Origin of the sequence: Lutibacter oceani (assembly GCF_003384935.1) — a bacterium.
GTDB classification, from domain to species: Bacteria; Bacteroidota; Bacteroidia; order Flavobacteriales; family Flavobacteriaceae; genus Lutibacter; species Lutibacter oceani.
On the sequence record NZ_QTTQ01000009.1, the window covers coordinates 1,022,880 to 1,039,972 of the forward strand.

Annotated in this window: 20 protein-coding genes; 11 read left to right on the plus strand and 9 right to left on the minus strand. The window is 27.7% G+C overall.

Going from position 1 to position 17,093, the window contains the following annotated elements; all coding sequences use genetic code 11:
- Positions 1 to 4: 4 nt before the first annotated feature.
- The 3 genes from BX611_RS04485 to BX611_RS04495 are packed head-to-tail and all read right to left on the minus strand — an operon-like array spanning position 5 to position 3,066.
- Entirely contained in the window at positions 5 to 352 is a 348-nt protein-coding gene (locus BX611_RS04485; RefSeq protein WP_115878492.1) for a 6-phosphogluconate dehydrogenase, read from the minus strand.
- A 57-nt stretch (positions 353 to 409) separates the two neighbouring features.
- A complete protein-coding gene (locus tag BX611_RS04490; RefSeq protein WP_115878494.1) occupies positions 410 to 2,587 on the minus strand; it encodes a xanthine dehydrogenase family protein molybdopterin-binding subunit in 2,178 nt (725 codons plus the stop codon).
- Positions 2,584 to 3,066 carry a (2Fe-2S)-binding protein gene (locus tag BX611_RS04495; protein WP_115878496.1) on the minus strand — a complete coding sequence of 161 codons (483 nt, stop codon included), beginning with the start codon at positions 3,064 to 3,066 and terminating at the stop codon, positions 2,584 to 2,586. The genes BX611_RS04490 and BX611_RS04495 overlap by 4 nt, the downstream gene beginning before the upstream one ends.
- A gap of 213 nt (positions 3,067 to 3,279) precedes the next feature.
- On the opposite strand from BX611_RS04495, the gene BX611_RS04500 reads away from it, so the two are divergent.
- Positions 3,280 to 4,194: an SPFH domain-containing protein gene (locus BX611_RS04500; protein ID WP_181897231.1), complete on the plus strand. Its 915-nt coding sequence runs from the start codon at positions 3,280 to 3,282 to the stop codon at positions 4,192 to 4,194.
- A gap of 77 nt (positions 4,195 to 4,271) precedes the next feature.
- Here BX611_RS04500 and tatA read toward each other — a convergent pair whose 3' ends face one another.
- From tatA to rnr, 4 genes are all read right to left on the minus strand, one after another.
- Positions 4,272 to 4,466, minus strand: a complete 195-nt coding sequence (gene tatA / locus BX611_RS04505; protein WP_115878498.1) for a twin-arginine translocase TatA/TatE family subunit — start codon at positions 4,464 to 4,466, stop codon at positions 4,272 to 4,274.
- Positions 4,467 to 4,532: 66 nt separating this feature from the next.
- Entirely contained in the window at positions 4,533 to 5,207 is a 675-nt protein-coding gene (locus BX611_RS04510) for a head GIN domain-containing protein (RefSeq protein WP_115878501.1), read from the minus strand.
- Positions 5,208 to 5,241: 34 nt separating this feature from the next.
- Positions 5,242 to 5,634, minus strand: coding sequence for a DUF302 domain-containing protein (locus BX611_RS04515; RefSeq protein ID WP_115878503.1), 393 nt, complete (start codon positions 5,632 to 5,634; stop codon positions 5,242 to 5,244).
- 60 nt (positions 5,635 to 5,694) lie between these two features.
- Entirely contained in the window at positions 5,695 to 7,914 is a 2,220-nt protein-coding gene (gene rnr, locus BX611_RS04520; RefSeq protein ID WP_115878506.1) for a ribonuclease R, read from the minus strand.
- A gap of 109 nt (positions 7,915 to 8,023) precedes the next feature.
- Between rnr and BX611_RS04525 the strand changes: the two genes are divergently transcribed.
- The 6 genes from BX611_RS04525 to BX611_RS04550 all read left to right on the plus strand — a co-directional run bounded on the left by BX611_RS04525 (position 8,024) and on the right by BX611_RS04550 (position 12,745).
- On the plus strand, positions 8,024 to 8,947 hold the full coding sequence (locus BX611_RS04525) for a diacylglycerol/lipid kinase family protein (protein WP_115878509.1): 924 nt from the start codon (positions 8,024 to 8,026) through the stop codon (positions 8,945 to 8,947).
- 856 nt (positions 8,948 to 9,803) lie between these two features.
- A complete protein-coding gene (locus tag BX611_RS04530) occupies positions 9,804 to 10,241 on the plus strand; it encodes an RpiB/LacA/LacB family sugar-phosphate isomerase (RefSeq protein ID WP_115878512.1) in 438 nt (145 codons plus the stop codon).
- Between the two features lie 28 nt (positions 10,242 to 10,269).
- Positions 10,270 to 11,178: a cation diffusion facilitator family transporter gene (locus tag BX611_RS04535; protein WP_115878514.1), complete on the plus strand. Its 909-nt coding sequence runs from the start codon at positions 10,270 to 10,272 to the stop codon at positions 11,176 to 11,178.
- 2 nt (positions 11,179 to 11,180) lie between these two features.
- Positions 11,181 to 11,624, plus strand: coding sequence for a GNAT family N-acetyltransferase (locus tag BX611_RS04540; RefSeq protein WP_115878516.1), 444 nt, complete (start codon positions 11,181 to 11,183; stop codon positions 11,622 to 11,624).
- Positions 11,625 to 11,627: 3 nt separating this feature from the next.
- Positions 11,628 to 12,152 carry a hypothetical protein gene (locus BX611_RS04545; protein WP_115878519.1) on the plus strand — a complete coding sequence of 175 codons (525 nt, stop codon included), beginning with the start codon at positions 11,628 to 11,630 and terminating at the stop codon, positions 12,150 to 12,152.
- Between the two features lie 14 nt (positions 12,153 to 12,166).
- On the plus strand, positions 12,167 to 12,745 hold the full coding sequence (locus BX611_RS04550; RefSeq protein ID WP_115878522.1) for an NUDIX domain-containing protein: 579 nt from the start codon (positions 12,167 to 12,169) through the stop codon (positions 12,743 to 12,745).
- Positions 12,746 to 12,755: 10 nt separating this feature from the next.
- Here the strand turns inward: BX611_RS04550 and BX611_RS04555 are convergent, their stop codons facing one another.
- A complete protein-coding gene (locus BX611_RS04555; RefSeq protein ID WP_115878524.1) occupies positions 12,756 to 12,995 on the minus strand; it encodes a CBU_0592 family membrane protein in 240 nt (79 codons plus the stop codon).
- A 53-nt stretch (positions 12,996 to 13,048) separates the two neighbouring features.
- Complete coding sequence (locus BX611_RS04560; RefSeq protein WP_115878526.1) at positions 13,049 to 13,390, minus strand: cupin domain-containing protein; 342 nt, start codon at positions 13,388 to 13,390, stop codon at positions 13,049 to 13,051.
- A 96-nt stretch (positions 13,391 to 13,486) separates the two neighbouring features.
- Here BX611_RS04560 and recA point away from each other — a divergent pair, with 96 nt between their 5' ends.
- From recA to BX611_RS04580, 4 genes are all read left to right on the plus strand, one after another.
- Complete coding sequence (recA, locus tag BX611_RS04565) at positions 13,487 to 14,500, plus strand: recombinase RecA (protein ID WP_115878528.1); 1,014 nt, start codon at positions 13,487 to 13,489, stop codon at positions 14,498 to 14,500.
- A gap of 315 nt (positions 14,501 to 14,815) precedes the next feature.
- A complete protein-coding gene (locus BX611_RS04570; protein WP_205417120.1) occupies positions 14,816 to 15,262 on the plus strand; it encodes an ATP-dependent zinc protease family protein in 447 nt (148 codons plus the stop codon).
- Between the two features lies 1 nt (position 15,263).
- Positions 15,264 to 16,139: a 30S ribosomal protein S6--L-glutamate ligase gene (gene rimK, locus BX611_RS04575; RefSeq protein ID WP_115878530.1), complete on the plus strand. Its 876-nt coding sequence runs from the start codon at positions 15,264 to 15,266 to the stop codon at positions 16,137 to 16,139.
- Entirely contained in the window at positions 16,129 to 17,088 is a 960-nt protein-coding gene (locus BX611_RS04580) for a succinylglutamate desuccinylase/aspartoacylase family protein (protein ID WP_115878532.1), read from the plus strand. The genes rimK and BX611_RS04580 overlap by 11 nt, the downstream gene beginning before the upstream one ends.
- Positions 17,089 to 17,093: the final 5 nt, after the last annotated feature.

A 17,093-nucleotide genomic window follows, 5' to 3' on the forward strand; every position in this document is an offset into this window, starting at 1 on the left:
AATACTATTCTGTTTTTTCAACCTTAGTTATAAAATATTTGGTATCTCCCAACCAAGGAAAAGTTCCAAATCGTTCCTTATATGTTAACTTTACATTTTTTCCTTGAAAATCCTGAAGTAATTTTATCACTTCTTTTTCTTTATTTTCAACTGAAAATGTAAAAATTTGAGCTTCAGAAACACCTTGGCTTATTTCACCTTCCCAAGTTTTAAATAGCACCCCTTTGTGGCTAAATTTAACCAACTCTCCTGCCCTATAACCTTCACTATAAGTTATAAAGTATATGGCAGAAAAATAAAGTACTAAACCTAAAGCTACAATTCCAATGAAACTGAATAGAATTTTTTTCATATTTTTTGAATATTCCGTAAATATACTAAATATGAAATTTTAGATTTAATAAAAAATTTAGGTTTTGTTAAGTTCATTTAAAATTCTCTCTGGAGTAATTGGCATACGATTTACCCTGGCTCCACAAGCATCAAAAACAGCATTTGCTATCGCACCACCAACACAAATAATTGCTGGTTCACCACCACCTTCAGGTTTTGAATCCATTTTATCTCTAAAAATACAAGTTATTTCAGGAGTTTTTGAAAATTTAGTAATTTCATAATTCTTAAAATTTCTTGTTTTTAGATTTCCACCATTAAATTCTACCTCTTCAAACAAAGCATATCCCAAGCCCATAGTAATACCACCTTCTGTTTGAACAGTTGCTCCAAGTGGATTTACAACCTGACCCATATCCTGAGCGCAAACAACTCTAATTGGTTGAACTTCACCTGTATTTTTATTTACAAAAACTTCAGCAATTATTGCCACACAGGTTCCTGCATCTTCACCAAGAGCAATGCCATAACCATGACCTTCTTTTTTTGGTTTCTTCCATCCAAAATTTTCGGCAGCTAGTTTTAGTGTAGCTGTCATGTTTTTGTGGTTTAAATTATTTAATCTAAATTCTAGCGGATCAATTCCTATTTTATGAGCGGTAACATCAATATGAGATTCACGAGCAAACGTTGTTGAATTATTTCCAGGTGCTCTCCAGGCACCCGTTCCAAATGGATGCACACTAACATTATTTAAACTATTTGTATGGCTATCTCCACGAACATTTTTTTCATTAAACATTCTGGTTCTATTATTTTCAATACCATAAAACAATGAAGTTCCCCTTGTTCCTGCACAATAAATATCAAAATCCCATAAGGTTAATTTTCCTTTATTATCAACACCTGAAGTTACATTCATAACAGCAGCAGGTCTAAATCTATCATACATAAACTCTTCCTTTCTACTCCAAACAAGTTGTACAGGTTTACCACATGATTTTGAAATTAACGCTGCTTCAATAGCTTGTTTGTTATATATTTTTCCACCAAAACCACCTCCGGTAAAAATTTGTTTTACTTGAACTTTTTCTGTTGAAGTATGCAAAGCATTTACTAATTGATCACGCAAACCAAAAGGGGTTTGTGTTGATGCCCAAATAATTAATTTATCACCTTCAAAATAACAAGTTGCCGAATGGGTTTCCATGGGCGCATGCGCTTTATAACCATCATAATATTTACCATCAATAATCCTTATTGAAATTTGTTTTCCAATTAATAAATCACCTGCTTCTTTAAAAACACTACTTTCAGTTATCTGATCTTCCAAATATTGAAATATAGAATCTGTATTAGAGGTTGCTTTTGGAGCATCCCAAATAACTTTTACTTTTTTAGCTGCTTTGTTTGCTGTTTCTAAACTAGTATGAACTACCGCAACTAAGTCGCCATCTTCAATTAATGCTACTCCTTCAAAATCTGATAATGCTGAAGCATCAACTTTTAGTTTTTTAGCCCCATAAACTGTTGGGCGTACAACTGTAGCATACACCATTCCGGGTAATTTAATATCTCCGGAATATTGTGCTTTTCCAGTAACTTTTGCCAAAGCATCAGTACTAATTATTGGTGTTCCAATAATTTTAAAGTCTTTCGCTTTTTTAATTTCTGGCTTTTTAGTTAAAGTTTTAACTATTTTTTTTCCTTTTGTAATTTCAGCATATGTTATTTTTTTTGAAGGATTGTTTATATCAAAAATAACACCTTCCTTAATTGTAAGTTGGTCTTCATTTATGTGCAACTTTTCGGCAGCCAAGTTTAATAAAGTTTCACGCGCTTCTGCGGCGGCGGCCCTAATTACAGGGTCTGCAAAACGAGTAGTTAAAGAACCCCAGGTTCCAGCATCATAAGGACATAAATCTGTATCACCCATAATCATATCAACTGATGAAATAGGAACTTCCAGTTCTTCAGCTAAAACTTGTGCCAAGGATGTAATAATTCCTTGTCCCATTTCAATTTTACCAGTATAACAATTTACACGACCGTTTTCTTTAACTCTTAAATAAGCATTAAAATTTAATTCATCAACAGCCTCATTTTTTCCCCAGCCATCTAAAAGAGAAAGTTTTCCTATACAAAAAACAACAATAATTCCTCCTCCTAATTTTTTTAAAAATTCACGTCTGTCAAATTTAATCGGTTCATTTACATCACTAAAATATAATTGATCTATTTTATCTGGTTTCATATTTTAACTTTTTTATTCATCTCTTTTGCTGCCATTTCAATTGCCTCAACAATTCTATTATAAGAACCGCATCTGCATAAGTTATCCTCCATTCCGTTTATAATTTCATTTCGAGTTGGAGTAGGGTTTTTAATTAATAAACCCAGTGCATTCATAATCATACCAGGTGTACAAAAACCACATTGCAAAGCGTCTAAAGTTATAAATGCCTTTTGAATTGGATGTAAAATTTCACCTGTAGCTAAACCTTCAATAGTAATTATCTCTTTATTAGCAACATCTTCTATCAAGATCATGCAAGATCTTGCAGCTTCGTTATCTATTAAAACAGTACAAGCTCCACAATCACCCAAACCACATCCAAATTTTGTTCCCGTTTTATCTAAATATGTACGAATAATGGTTAAAAGTGATTCATCTCCATTTACTTCAACAGAGACATTTTGATTGTTTAATTTAAAACTAACAGATTGTTTCATATGCGCTCTCTTTTAATTTTATATATAATTTAATACTAATTACTCTTATTTTTACTATTATCAAATTTAAGGATTAATTTTTAGTTTGTAATTTTTAAATATTAACTGTAACATTTTCTAATTTTCAATTACTTATTAAAAGAGCAATGGTTTGATTTTAAAACTAAAACATTGTATCTTTAAGTCTTACATTAATCTTTAAAAAAAATTAAAATGATTGGAACGTATGTTATAATTTTTATCCTTGTTGTTATTGTAGTTTCCGGACTATTTGTAGTAAAACAACAAACAAGTGCTGTAATTGAACGATTTGGGAAATACCAAAGTATTAGAGGTGCTGGTTTACAACTTAAAATACCAATAATTGACAAAGTTTCCGGGCGTGTTAGTTTACGTGTACAACAATTAGATGTAATTGTTGAAACTAAAACTAAAGATGATGTTTTTGTACATTTAAAAATTTCAGTTCAATTTTTAATTAGACCTGACCATGTGTACGATGCCTTTTACAAACTTCAAAATCCGCATGAGCAAATTACAGCCTTTATTTTTGACGTTGTAAGAGCTGAAGTTCCTAAAATGATATTAGATGATGTTTTTGAAAAGAAAGAAGAAATTGCCCTTGCAATTCAACGTGATTTAAAAGAAGCAATGCTTGATTATGGTTACGATATTATAAAAGCATTGGTAACTGATATTGATCCTGATGAAAAAGTAAAAATTGCAATGAATAGAATTAATGCAGCTGATCGTGAAAAAATTGCTGCTCAACACGAAGGTGATGCACAACGTATTTTAATTGTTGAAAGGGCAAAAGCTGAAGCAGAAAGTAAACGTTTACAAGGTAAAGGTATTGCAGACCAACGTAGAGAAATTGCACGTGGTTTAGAAGAAAGTGTTGATGTTTTAAACAGAGCAGGTATTAACAGCCAAGAAGCATCTGCACTAATTGTAATTACCCAACATTATGATACATTACAAAGTATTGGATCTGATACTAAATCAAATTTAATATTATTACCAAACAATCCTAATGCAGCTAGTTCTATGTTAAATGATATGGTAACTAGTTTAGTTGCAGCAAATAAAGTACAAGAATCTTCTCATGAAAATAATAAAAAAGAATAAAAATTATTAAAGTTTCTTTAATAAAAAAACCAGCTAAATTAGCTGGTTTTTATCTTTTATAAGAGTAAATTTTGAACTTACTTTTTTTCTTCAACTTTTTTATCTTCATCATCTTCATCTTTTGTAGCTTTCTTAAATTCTTTAATTCCACCACCAAGACCTTTCATTAACTCTGGTAATTTTTTTCCACCAAACAATAATAAAATTGCTAAACCAATAATTATCCATTGCCAAGGTCCAACCATTCCTAAAAAAATATGTAATGCATTCATGATTTTAAATTTTTGAGTTACAAAGATAGTAATTAATTCAAAACCAAACTTTATTATAGTTTAGTTTTAGTTTCTATGTTTAATTACACCACCAATAATTTTTTTAGTTTTTAAAACTTCAGGATTTCCTTTGTAATGTATTGTGCCTCCAAAACGTACTTTAGCATCTAAAATTTCAGTAGTTTTAACTTCCACTCTTGCGCCTGAAGCAGCAGTTACAATAGATTGTTTACTTTGTAAGTTATATCCTTCATAAATACCTCCAGTTGTTGCTTCTACATTTTGATTTTGAGTTACACCAGATAATTCTATAATTCCTCCAGATACTGCTTTTATAGTTAAATGTTTTGTATCAACAGGAATATTAATTTTAGCACCTTCTTGTACTTTTACTTCTAAATGTTGTTGTTTAATAGTTGCTTCTGATAAAATAGTTGCGCCTTCATTAGCATCTAAAATATCAATATTTTCACTATAAAATAATACTATTCTTACATCTTCTGCAGTAAAACTTTCTGGAAATTTTAAACGAATTTTTAATATTCCATTAGCATTTTTAATGGAAACATCTTCCGATTGAGATCCTGAAATTTCAATTTTTGATTCATTAGATTTTTCTAATTCAACCGTTAAACCGTTAAACACTTTTAGCTCATTAAAATCTCCTAATTTGGTAGTAATTTTTTGTTGTGCAAAAGTAAATGTACTTATTAACACAAGTAATAAAGTTAATTTTTTCATGATATTTATATTGTTTTTATAACTATGCTAACTATTAATTTAGGTTATTTATTACTTTTTTAAGTTTTTGCTGAATTTCAAAAGCAATACTTCCTAACGATTCGTTTTTTACAGCAATCATAGATGCTATTGGATCCACGGCTGAAACTTCAATACTGTTATTTTCATGTTCTTCAACAATAATATTACACGGTAAAAATAATCCTATTTTATCTTCACTTTTTAGAGCTTCGTATGCATAATGAGGGCTACAAGCCCCTAAAATTTTATATTTTTTAAAATCAACATTAATTTTATTTTTTAATGTTTCTTTAATATTAATTTCGGTAAGAACTCCAAAACCTTCCTTTTTTAATGCTGCTGATACTTGATCAACTGCTTCATCAAAATTTTTAGTTTTTAAAACTTTATTAAAGTAATAACTCATAATTTATTTTTTAAGTTGTAATATATTATTAACAACCTAAATAAACAATAATTGTGCCTTTTAAGTTAAATCTTTCTCAATTTTTTCTATTAAGGTAAAATCTAAATGTTTTCGTTCTAAATCTGTATGCTTTACTTTAATTAAAACGTGGTCTCCTAATTGATATAAATTTTTAGTTGATTGACCTACAAGCGCATATTGCTTCTCATCATATAAATAATAATCGTCTTTTATTTCGCGAATACGCACCATTCCTTCACATTTATTTTCAATAATTTCAACATAAATTCCCCATTCAGTAACACCAGAAATAACACCCTCAAATTGTTGATCTTTATGATCTTCCATATATTTAACCTGCATATATTTAATTGAATCACGTTCTGCTTTTGAAGCTAAATATTCTTGTTCAGATGCATGTTTACATTTTTCTTCATAACCTTCGGCTTTTGGAGATTTTCCACCTTCTAAATAATGTTGTAACAATCTGTGAGTCATAACATCAGGATATCTTCTAATTGGAGAAGTAAAATGGCTGTAATAATCAAAAGCTAAACCGTAATGCCCAATATTATCGGTAGTATAAACAGCTTTACTCATAGATCGTACAGCTAAGGTTTCAATCAAATTTGCTTCACCAGAGCCGTGGACATCTTTCAGTAATTGGTTTAATGATGTTGATGTTGATTTTTTATCTTTTGTATCTATTTTATTTTTATATCCAAATTTACTTACAATAGTTTGAAGCGATTCTAATTTATCTAAATCTGGTTCATCATGAACACGATACACAAAGGTTTTTTTACTTGGTACACCTTTTTTACTTCCCACAAATTCAGCCACTTTTCGGTTGGCTAACAGCATAAATTCTTCAATTAGTTTATTAGCATCTTTAGATTCTTTAAAAAATACACCTATTGGCTCTGCTTTTTCATTTAAATTAAATTTAACCTCTACCCTATCAAAAGTAATTGCGCCTTGTTGTAATCTCTTTTTACGAAGCTTTTTAGCTAATTCATTTAATTTTAATATTGCTGCCACAATTTCCGGTTGCACTTTATAAGCTTCACCTGTTATTGATATTTCTTCTGAAACTAAATCGCCTTTTGTTTCAATAATTTCCTGAGCTTCTTCATAAGCAAATCTTTTATCAGAATAGGTTACTGTTCTACCAAACCATTCATTTAAAACATGTCCTTTTTCATTCATTTCAAAAACGGCAGAAAATGTTAATTTTTCTTCGTTTGGACGCAAAGAACACACTCCGTTTGATAAAACTTCAGGTAACATTGGTACTACCCTATCAACTAAGTAAACCGATGTTGCCCTATGATATGCTTCGGATTCTAAAATAGTATTTTCCTGAACATAATACGAAACATCAGCAATATGAATTCCAATTTCATAATTACCATTTTCTAATACTTTAAAAGATAAAGCATCATCAAAATCTTTAGCATCTTTTGGATCGATCGTAAACGTTAAATCCTTGCGCATATCTCTACGTTTAGCAATTTCTTCTTCTGTAATTTCAAAAGAAAGTTTACTTGCTTCATCTTCAACATTTTCAGGAAATTTATAAGGTAAACCGTATTCTAAAAGTATAGAATGTATTTCGGTTTCGTGGTCACCAGGCATACCTAAAACTTCAAGAACTTCACCAAATGGATTTTTAGAATTTGATGGCCAATCGGTCATTTTTACCAATGCTTTTACACCATCTTCAGCACCTTTTAATTTATTTTTAGCAATAAATATATCAGTGTACATTTTAGGATCATCAGCTACTAAAAAACCAAAGTTTTTATTAAGTTGTAAAACACCTACAAATTCTGTTTTTGCACGTTTAATAATTTCAACAACATCACCTTCTTCCTTTTTGCTATTTCTTCTATTATAAAGATAAATTTTAACGGTATCCTTATCTAATGCTCTATTTAAATTTCGGGCTGGTATGTATATATCATGTTCTAATTCATCACAAATAAAATATGCATTTCCATTTGTGGTGGCATCTAAAATACCAATGTAGTATTTATCTTTTGGAACAATTTTAAATTTACCTCTTTCAACTTCTTCAACTTTTTGTTGTCCTTTTAAATCTTCTAATTTTTGAATAATTTGATTTCTACCATTTGCATCAGTAATATCTAATTTTGCAGCTATTTGTTTGTAATTAAAACTATTGCTTGAGTTTTGATTTAGTAGATTTAATATTTTACGGGTTAAATCTTTAATAATGTTTCCTTTCTTTTTGTAATTTGTTTTTCTCTTCGACATTTTATTCTTTTTTATTTCACTCAAAAGTACAAATATTTAATCTTGAATATGTTAATAAAAGCTTATATAAATTACTATTTGTATTTTGCTGAAAATTTAATACTAGTTTATGAAAAATAAATGGTTTGTTATTGTAAATCCAACTTCAGGAAATGGAACTTCAAAAAAGAAATGGCCACTTATTTTTAAAGAATTAACAAAACAAAAATTTGATTTTGAATATGTTTTTACAGCGTATGAAAAACATTCAATAAAATTAGTTCAAAATGCTATTAAACAAGGTTTTATAAAATTTATTTGTGTTGGTGGTGATGGAACTTTACATAATATTGTAAATGCAGTTTTAATATTAAATCCTATAAATATTTCAGAAATAAAAGTTGGAATAATTCCTATTGGTACTGGAAATGATTGGGTTAAAACTTATAAAATTTCAAAAGATTATAAAAAAGCAATTCAAATAATAAAAGCTGAACATACAATAAAACAAGATATTGGAAAAATAACTTTATTAAAATCTAAAACAGTATTTTTCTTCAATAATTTAGCAGGTATTGGTTTTGATGGTTATGTTGTAAATAAAGTTCATAAATATAAAAATTTAGGTTTTTTAGCATATTTAACTGGAGCGTTAGTTAGTTTAACCAGTTATAAAAAAGCTATGTTAGAAATAAGTTTTAATAATGAAGTAATTAAAGATAAAACTTTAATGTTATTAATTGGACTTTGTGAATTTTCAGGAGGAGGAATGAAATTAACAAAAAACGTACATCCAACTGATGGATTATTTGATATTTCTTACATTAAAAAAATTACATTATTTACTATTTTAGGTAATATTCCAGGGTTATTTAATGGAAACATTACAAGTCATAAATTGGTTAAAAATTATAAAACTTCTGAATTAAATATTAAGGTTTTAGATACTGAAAAAACTTATATTCAAGCAGATGGAGAGCTTATTGGTTCAGGAAATTTTAATGTTTCGTTGCTGCCAAAAGCCATTCAATTTATTATTCCTAAAAATAGTTAATTAAATTAAGTATTTTGTTAGTAAACCTAGTTGAAGTAGTAATTTTTATAAGTTTTAACTCTTCACAACAACCAATTTTTATTAGCTAAATATAAAAAAGTTAAAATTTTCTTAAAAAAATTGTAACAAATGTTAAATTATTTCGTCTTTATTAAGATAGAACAGTTTACTAATGAAACGATTATATAAAATTATTATCTTATTTCTTATTATATTTTTTGTAGGAATTCTCTTCACTATAAAAAGTATTAATAATTCATTTTCTTCTGAAGATAATATAGAAACGGTTTCTTTACCTTCAAATGTTTTAAAACTTTCAATTAAAATTTAATTTTTTAAGGTTATTAACAATAATATATATTATAAAAAAAGTTTTAAAAATTTAAAAAATATTTTTTTGTTATTATAGTGTGTTAATATGTATAATAAATAATTGAAATATAATTTTGATTATTCACTTATTAAAAATAACTAACAAGTTGTAAAAAATTAATAGCTTAAAAATCAGTAAAATTAGTTAGGTTATAAACAATCTGTTAATAGTGTTAATTAACTAATTTATTGAATAACATTTTAGTTATTTAATGTTTATAACAGTTAAAATTATGTTCACAACTTATTTTAAAAAATCAATAAATAAATTTGCATAATAAGAGTACGTTTTTGCATTAGGTTTTTCTTTTAATATATCAAAAAAAACTTTTCTATTTTAAACTTAAACTTATCCACAATTTTAAATTAACGTAAAGTAATTGTTAATCAATTATTTAAAAATTACTATTAACAATTACTTTTTTTACTGTTAATAAACGTGAATTTGTACTTTTGTATTCTAACTTATTAACAAAAATAAAAAATGGTAATTGCAATTGGTAATGATCACGCTGGTACAGCGTATAAATTTGAAATTATTAAATTATTAGAAAGTAAAGGTATTGAAGTTTTAAACTTTGGAACTGATACAAATAATAGTATGGATTATGCTGATGCAATTCATCCGGTAGCTGATGCTGTAGAAAGTGGAAAAGCTACATATGGTATTATAATTTGTGGTAGTGGTAACGGAGCTCAAATGACAGCTAATAAACACCAAGGTATTAGAGCTGGTTTGGTGTGGAATAATGAAATAGTAGAATTAATTAGATTACATAATGATGCAAATGTATTAGCAATACCTGCACGTTTTGTTTCATTACAACAAGCTTTAGGTTTTGTAGAAATATTTTTAAATACTCCTTTTGAAGGAGGTAGACATCAAAACAGAATAGATAAAATACCAACAGGCTGTTGTTAAATTAATTTCAACTTTTTTAAACCATATAATGAGTCACAATCATTCTCATAATCACAACAGTTTATCAGGTAAAAATTTACTTTTATCTATAATACTAAATGTTGTAATTACATTAGCACAATTGGTAGGCGGATTTATTTCCGGAAGTTTAGCTTTAATTTCTGATGCAGTTCATAATTTTTCAGATGTTATTTCATTAATAATAAGTTATACAGCTAATTTACTATCAAATAAAAAGAAACAAACTAAACAATATACATTTGGTTATAAAAGAGCCGAAATTATTGCCGCATTTATTAATGCAATTTCTTTAATTGTAATTGCAGTATTTTTAGGTATAGAAGCTATTAAACGGTTTTCTTCAATACATGAAATTCATGCAAATTTAGTAATCTGGTTAGCTATTTTAGGAATTGCAGTAAATGGATTTAGTGTACTTTTATTAAAAAAAGATGCCAATCATAATTTAAATATGAAAACTGCGTATCTACATTTATTAACAGATATGTTAACTAGTGTAGCTGTTTTAATAGGTGGTTTATTAATGAAATATTATCAAATTTATTGGATTGATGCTTTATTAACACTCATAATTTCGTTGTATTTAATTTATATGAGTTGGGATATTTTAATAACCTCAACTAAAATATTAATGTTGTTTGCGCCTAAACATGTTAATATTGACGAAGTTGAACAGGAAGTAATAAAAGTAAAAGGAATAAAAAATATACACCATGTACATATTTGGCAATTAAATGAGTACGATTGCCATATAGAAGCACATATAGAGTTTAATAAAGATATTAAATTATCTGAATTTGATATAATTTGTGAAAAAATTGAACAACTATTGTTAGAAAAATTTCAAATTAATCACTGTAATTTCCAGCCAGAATTTAAAAGAGATGATTTAAAAGAATTGATAAAAAAAGATTAATAATGATTGAAATTAACACTAAAAAATTTTCAGAACTAACTTTAAATGAATTGTATGAAATATTACAATTACGGAGTGAAGTTTTTGTTGTTGAACAAAATTGTGTGTATCAAGATATTGATTTTAAAGATCAAAAAGCATTGCATGTTATTGGGCAAAAAAATGATAAAATTATTGCTTATACACGTATTTTTAAACCAGGTGATTATTTTAAAGAAGCAAGTATTGGTAGAGTAGTTGTCGCTAAAAATGAACGTAAATTTGGATACGGACATATAATTATGGATTATTCTATTAAAGCTATTAATAGTTTTTTTAATGAAAATATAATTAAAATTTCTGCCCAAAAATATTTAAAAGAATTTTACGAATCTCACAATTTTATTCAAGTAGGAAAAGAGTATTTAGAAGATGATATTCCACATATTGCAATGGTTAAATTTTAAATTATGAAAAAAATAATACTTTTAATTTTAATTAGTACTTGTACTTTTCAGTTAAATGCTCAAAAAAATGCCTTAGAAAAAATAGATTTTATTATTGGAAATTGGGAAGGAACTGGAACTGGTTTTAGCAATTCAACTTCTATAATTTCAGCATCTTATAATTATATAATGGATGCTAAATATATTGAAGTTAAACACGAATCCCATTTTAAACCAACAGAGAATAATAGGGAAGGAGAACATCATATAGATAAAGGATTTATAAGTTTTGATACTTCAAGAAATAGTATAATTTATCGACAATTTAATAACGAAGGCTACATAAATCAATACGTATTAAACGATAGATTATCAAATACTAAAACCTTAATTTTTGAAACTGAAAAAATAGAAAATTTTGTACCAGGAGGTAAAGCTCGTTTAACAATAAATAAAATAAATGACAATGAAATAGAAACAATATTTGATGTTTCATTTCCAAATAAAGTATACAGTTGTTTTGGAACTAATAAATTAACAAAACAATAATAAGTATAATATTAATGAGCAATCCTAAAGTAAAAATAAAAAGCATTAAAAACTTATCTAACAATCATTATAAATTAGATAAGGTAGATTTTGATTATCAAACAAAAAATGGTACTTGGCAAAATCAAATACGTGAAAGTTACGATAGAGGAGATGGTGCTTGTATTTTACTTTATAATTCAGCTAAAAAAACAGTTATTTTAACCAAACAATTTAGAATGCCAAGTTATTTAAATGAAAATGAAGATGGCATGATGATTGAAGTTTGTGCAGGTTTGTTAGATAAAGATGATCCGCTAACTTGTATAAAAAAAGAAGCTGAAGAAGAAACAGGTTATAAAATAAATAGTCCTAAAAAAGTATTTGAACTGTATTCTACACCGGGAGCAGTTACCGAAAAAATACACTATTTTATTGCTGAATATGCTGATGAAATGAAAATTAGTGAAGGAGGTGGATTAGAAGAAGAAACGGAAGAAATTGAAGTTTTAGAGGTAGCTTTTAATAAAGCATTAAAAATGATTTTAACAGGTGAAATTTGTGATGCAAAAACAATTATTTTATTACAATATGCTCAATTAAACTTATTTTAATAATTATTTTTTAGGCTATTTTTTTATATTTAATTAATGAAATAAGCGATACTAAAACCCAAACAGCTTCTAATATAATAAAAGGAATATATTTCATTAATATAGATGCTAAGCAAGCTAAACTTGCTCCAATTACATTTAATAAAATAAAAAATAAATCTTCCTTTTTTAGTTTTCCAATTACATTTAAAATATATGCTAATAGTATTTGAAAAACACCAATAAAACCTATCCAATCTATAACAGTCATTTTTTTATTTTCATTTTAAGTACAACTAAAGAATCTCAAGATTTTATAAGATATTAACTTTCAGAAACTTTTATAACCCGTTCAACAGTATCTAATTTAGATAATGTTAACCTAACAATACTATTTTGTTTAGCAAGTAAATCGTGCGGTACACTAGCATCTAATGAAACTAAATCGCCTTTTACTAAATTAAAAATTGTACCGTTTACACCAAAATCTATAGCGCCTTCAAAAATTTCAACAGTTATAGGAAAAGCAGTTTTATGCGCTTTCATAAATTGATTTTCTTTAAAAACAATACGTATTTCTTTGGTGGTATCTGTTTCAAATAATACAGAAATTGAAGGTTTAGTTTCGTTATAATTTATATTTTGTGATAGTGATGATTTTTTCATAAAATTGGTTGATAGAATTATAAACAAACCATAAATATACTCAATACTTTTTTATATTTTAGCAACAAACTATTTTAACTCATTTTAATAAAGATTATGGCAGAAGACAAAGAAAAAGCAGCAAAATTAAAAGCATTACAATTAACTTTAGATAAATTGGATAAGGCGTACGGTAAAGGAACTGTAATGAAAATGGGAGATGTTGCTATTGATGATATAGAAGCAATTTCAACAGGATCATTAGGATTAGATTTAGCTTTAGGTGTTGGAGGTTATCCAAGAGGTAGAGTTATTGAAATTTACGGACCAGAATCTTCAGGTAAAACAACTTTAACATTACATGCAATTGCAGAAGCGCAAAAAGCCGGTGGTATTGCAGCCTTTATTGATGCAGAACACGCTTTTGATCGTTTTTATGCTCAAAATTTAGGAATTGACATTGATAGTTTAATTATTTCTCAACCAGATCACGGTGAGCAAGCATTAGAAATAGCTGATAATTTAATTAGTTCAGGTGCAATTGATATTGTTGTAATTGATTCAGTTGCAGCACTTACTCCAAAAAGTGAAATTGAAGGTGAAATGGGTGATTCTAAAATGGGATTACATGCACGTTTAATGTCACAAGCACTTAGAAAATTAACAGGAACAATTCATAAAACAAATTGTACAGTTATTTTTATTAACCAATTACGTGAAAAAATTGGGGTAATGTTTGGAAATCCTGAAACAACAACTGGAGGAAATGCACTTAAATTTTATGCTTCAGTTCGTTTAGATATTAGAAGAAGAACACAAATTAAAGATGGTGATAGAGTTATTGGAAACAGTACAAAGGTAAAAGTTGTAAAAAATAAAGTTGCACCACCTTTTCAAGTTGCTGAATTTGACATTATGTACGGAAAAGGAATTTCTAAAACAGGTGAAATTTTAGATTTAGGTGTTGAGTTTGGAATTGTAAAGAAAAGTGGATCTTGGTTTAGTTATGGAGATACAAAATTAGGGCAAGGTCGTGATGCTGTTAAAGCACTAATTCAAGACAATCCTGAATTAGCTGAAGAATTAGAAACAAAAATTAAAGATTTTATTAATAATCAGGAAGAAGCCTAATAAACAAATTAAATAATAATTTTTATAAAATAGGTTGTTTTAAAAGTGTTTTTTTAATGTTATTATGAAAAATTTTAAATTTTAAGTACTCTGTTTATCAGTAACTTAAAAATTTAAAATTGCTTCATTTTACACCTAAAGACTACTTTTAAAACAACCTATTTTATTTATAACTACCTAGTTTTAAGCTTTTTTAGAATAAATTTTAAACAAAATAATTCAAAATCTTATCTGAATAAAATAATAGTCTATTTTTGACAAATAATTATTGAATTAAATTATTATATGTTATATTCAATAATTAGCTATTAAATTATGAATACAAACCAAATAAAAACACTTATTGGTAGAACTGATATTGTTGATTTTCCAAAATTAGAGTTGTTTGGTATAGCTATTAAAGTTGATTCTGGAGCTTATACTTCTAGTTTTCATTGCCATCATATTGAAGTTGAGAATGAGGTATTGAAATGTCAATTTTTAGATCCTAAACATGAAAAATACCACGAAAAATATTTTTACTTTAAAGATTTTATTCAAAAAAATGTAAAAAGTTCAAACGGAATTATTGAAAATCGATATATTATAGAAACACAAATTCTTATTTTTAATGAAATTCATAACATAGAGTTGTCGTTAACAGAAAGAGGTTCAATGATGTATCCAGTACTTTTAGGAAGAAAATTTTTATCTAAAAAATTTATAATTGATACTGCTAAAAAAAATCTATCATTTAAAAAATTAAATAAAAAAAACGGTTAAAATGAAAATTGTTGTTTTATCAAGAAATCCAAATTTATATTCTACAAAAAGACTTATAGAGGCTGGTAAAAATAGAAACCATGAAATGTTAATTGTAGATCATACTAAATGTGATATTATAATTGAAAGAAAAAAACCAGCAATACGTTATAAACACGAATTAATAACTAATGTAGATGCAGTTATACCAAGAATAGGTGCTTCTGTAACTTTTTTTGGAACTGCTGTTGTTCGTCAGTTTGAAATGATGAAAGTTTTTACAGCTGTTGAATCTCAAGCATTAATGCGTTCAAGAGATAAATTAAGAAGTTTACAAGTACTGTCTAGAGCTGGATTGGGTTTGCCTAAAACGGTGTTTACCAATTACTCAAAAAACGTAGAAGATGTAATTCAAGATGTTGGAGGTACGCCTTTAGTTATAAAATTATTAGAAGGTACACAGGGTTTAGGTGTTGTTTTAGCTGAAACTGACACTGCAGCAACTTCAGTATTAGAAGCTTTTAATGGTTTAAAGGCAAGAGTAATTGCTCAAGAATTTGTAAAAGAAGCAAAAGGTGCAGATATTAGAGTATTTGTAGTGGATGGAGTAGTAGTTGGAGCTATGAAACGTCAAGGTAAAGAAGGTGAATTTCGTTCAAACTTGCATCGTGGTGGTTCTGCGGAAATCATTAAATTATCAATAGATGAAGAAAATGCAGCATTAAAAGCAGCTAGGGTTATGGGATTAGGAGTTGCAGGAGTAGATTTATTACAATCAGCTAGAGGTCCTCTTATTTTAGAAGTAAATTCTTCACCGGGGCTAGAAGGAATTGAAGCAGCAACAGGAATTGATATTGCTGGTAAAATAATTCATTATATTGAGCGTCATGCCGAGTGATTTTAAAATCTTAAATCATAAAATTGGTTTTGGTGAATCGGTAACAATTAATATGGATATTGCCAGGTTAACTACGCGTTCAAAAATTGATATTCCTATAATTGTTTCCAGAGGTAAGGTTGATGGACCTTGTTTATTGTTAATTGGTGGTATTCATGGAGATGAAACAAATGGAATAGAGATCGTGCGCCAAATAGTGGCTTCCGGTCTTCATAAACCGGAAAAAGGAACTATTATTTGTATTCCTTTATTAAATGTTTTTGGTTTTTTAAACCAAACAAGAGAATTTCCTGATGGTAGAGATTTAAACAGAATGTTTCCGGGCTCTAATACAGGTTCATCAGCTAGTAAATTTGCCTATTATTTAATGACTAAAGTAATTCCAAAAGTAGATTATTGTATTGATTATCACACTGGGGGAGCACAACGTTTTAATTATTCTCAATTACGTATAAATGGCACAGATGAAGAAACTCTAGAACTAGCAAAAGTATTTGGAGCGCCCTTTATTGTATTTAGTAAAAGTCAGGAAAAAACTTTTAGAAATTCTATGGTTAAATTAGGTAAAAAAGTGTTGCTTTTTGAAGGTGGGAAATCTTTAAATCTTGATAAAAATGTTACAAAAGTTGGAATTCAGGGTGCTATTAATTTAATGCATCATTTAGGGTTGAATGATTTTTCTTCAAAAATTTCAAAAGCAACCAAAGAAAATCCGCCAGTTGTAATTACAAGTTCAAAATGGATACGGGCTAAACATTCAGGTATGTATAGATCTAATATTAGTGCTGGTCAAAAAGTTGAAAAAGGGGTAAAATTAGGCAGTATTTCCGATCCTTATGGAAATTATGAAAATACTTTTAAAAACCCTCAGGAAGGGTATATATTAAACTCAAATCATTCTCCTGTTGTTATTCAGGGAGATGCTTTAATACATATAGGATTCGAATAATATAA

What these genes read in the sequence shown, in the direction of transcription:
- BX611_RS04570 (WP_205417120.1), top strand. Translation starts at nt 14,816, where the DNA reads ATGAATACAAACCAAATAAAAACACTTATTGGTAGAACTGATATTGTT.
- BX611_RS04580 (WP_115878532.1), top strand. Translation starts at nt 16,129, where the DNA reads ATGCCGAGTGATTTTAAAATCTTAAATCATAAAATTGGTTTTGGTGAA.
- BX611_RS04490 (WP_115878494.1), bottom strand. Translation starts at nt 2,587, where the DNA reads ATGAAACCAGATAAAATAGATCAATTATATTTTAGTGATGTAAATGAA.
- BX611_RS04500 (WP_181897231.1), top strand. Translation starts at nt 3,280, where the DNA reads ATGATTGGAACGTATGTTATAATTTTTATCCTTGTTGTTATTGTAGTT.
- BX611_RS04495 (WP_115878496.1), bottom strand. Translation starts at nt 3,066, where the DNA reads ATGAAACAATCTGTTAGTTTTAAATTAAACAATCAAAATGTCTCTGTT.
- BX611_RS04515 (WP_115878503.1), bottom strand. Translation starts at nt 5,634, where the DNA reads ATGAGTTATTACTTTAATAAAGTTTTAAAAACTAAAAATTTTGATGAA.
- BX611_RS04485 (WP_115878492.1), bottom strand. Translation starts at nt 352, where the DNA reads ATGAAAAAAATTCTATTCAGTTTCATTGGAATTGTAGCTTTAGGTTTA.
- BX611_RS04535 (WP_115878514.1), top strand. Translation starts at nt 10,270, where the DNA reads ATGAGTCACAATCATTCTCATAATCACAACAGTTTATCAGGTAAAAAT.
- BX611_RS04530 (WP_115878512.1), top strand. Translation starts at nt 9,804, where the DNA reads ATGGTAATTGCAATTGGTAATGATCACGCTGGTACAGCGTATAAATTT.
- BX611_RS04550 (WP_115878522.1), top strand. Translation starts at nt 12,167, where the DNA reads ATGAGCAATCCTAAAGTAAAAATAAAAAGCATTAAAAACTTATCTAAC.
- BX611_RS04555 (WP_115878524.1), bottom strand. Translation starts at nt 12,995, where the DNA reads ATGACTGTTATAGATTGGATAGGTTTTATTGGTGTTTTTCAAATACTA.
- rimK (WP_115878530.1), top strand. Translation starts at nt 15,264, where the DNA reads ATGAAAATTGTTGTTTTATCAAGAAATCCAAATTTATATTCTACAAAA.
- BX611_RS04510 (WP_115878501.1), bottom strand. Translation starts at nt 5,207, where the DNA reads ATGAAAAAATTAACTTTATTACTTGTGTTAATAAGTACATTTACTTTT.
- BX611_RS04525 (WP_115878509.1), top strand. Translation starts at nt 8,024, where the DNA reads ATGAAAAATAAATGGTTTGTTATTGTAAATCCAACTTCAGGAAATGGA.
- BX611_RS04545 (WP_115878519.1), top strand. Translation starts at nt 11,628, where the DNA reads ATGAAAAAAATAATACTTTTAATTTTAATTAGTACTTGTACTTTTCAG.
- BX611_RS04540 (WP_115878516.1), top strand. Translation starts at nt 11,181, where the DNA reads ATGATTGAAATTAACACTAAAAAATTTTCAGAACTAACTTTAAATGAA.
- recA (WP_115878528.1), top strand. Translation starts at nt 13,487, where the DNA reads ATGGCAGAAGACAAAGAAAAAGCAGCAAAATTAAAAGCATTACAATTA.
- BX611_RS04560 (WP_115878526.1), bottom strand. Translation starts at nt 13,390, where the DNA reads ATGAAAAAATCATCACTATCACAAAATATAAATTATAACGAAACTAAA.
- rnr (WP_115878506.1), bottom strand. Translation starts at nt 7,914, where the DNA reads ATGTCGAAGAGAAAAACAAATTACAAAAAGAAAGGAAACATTATTAAA.
- tatA (WP_115878498.1), bottom strand. Translation starts at nt 4,466, where the DNA reads ATGAATGCATTACATATTTTTTTAGGAATGGTTGGACCTTGGCAATGG.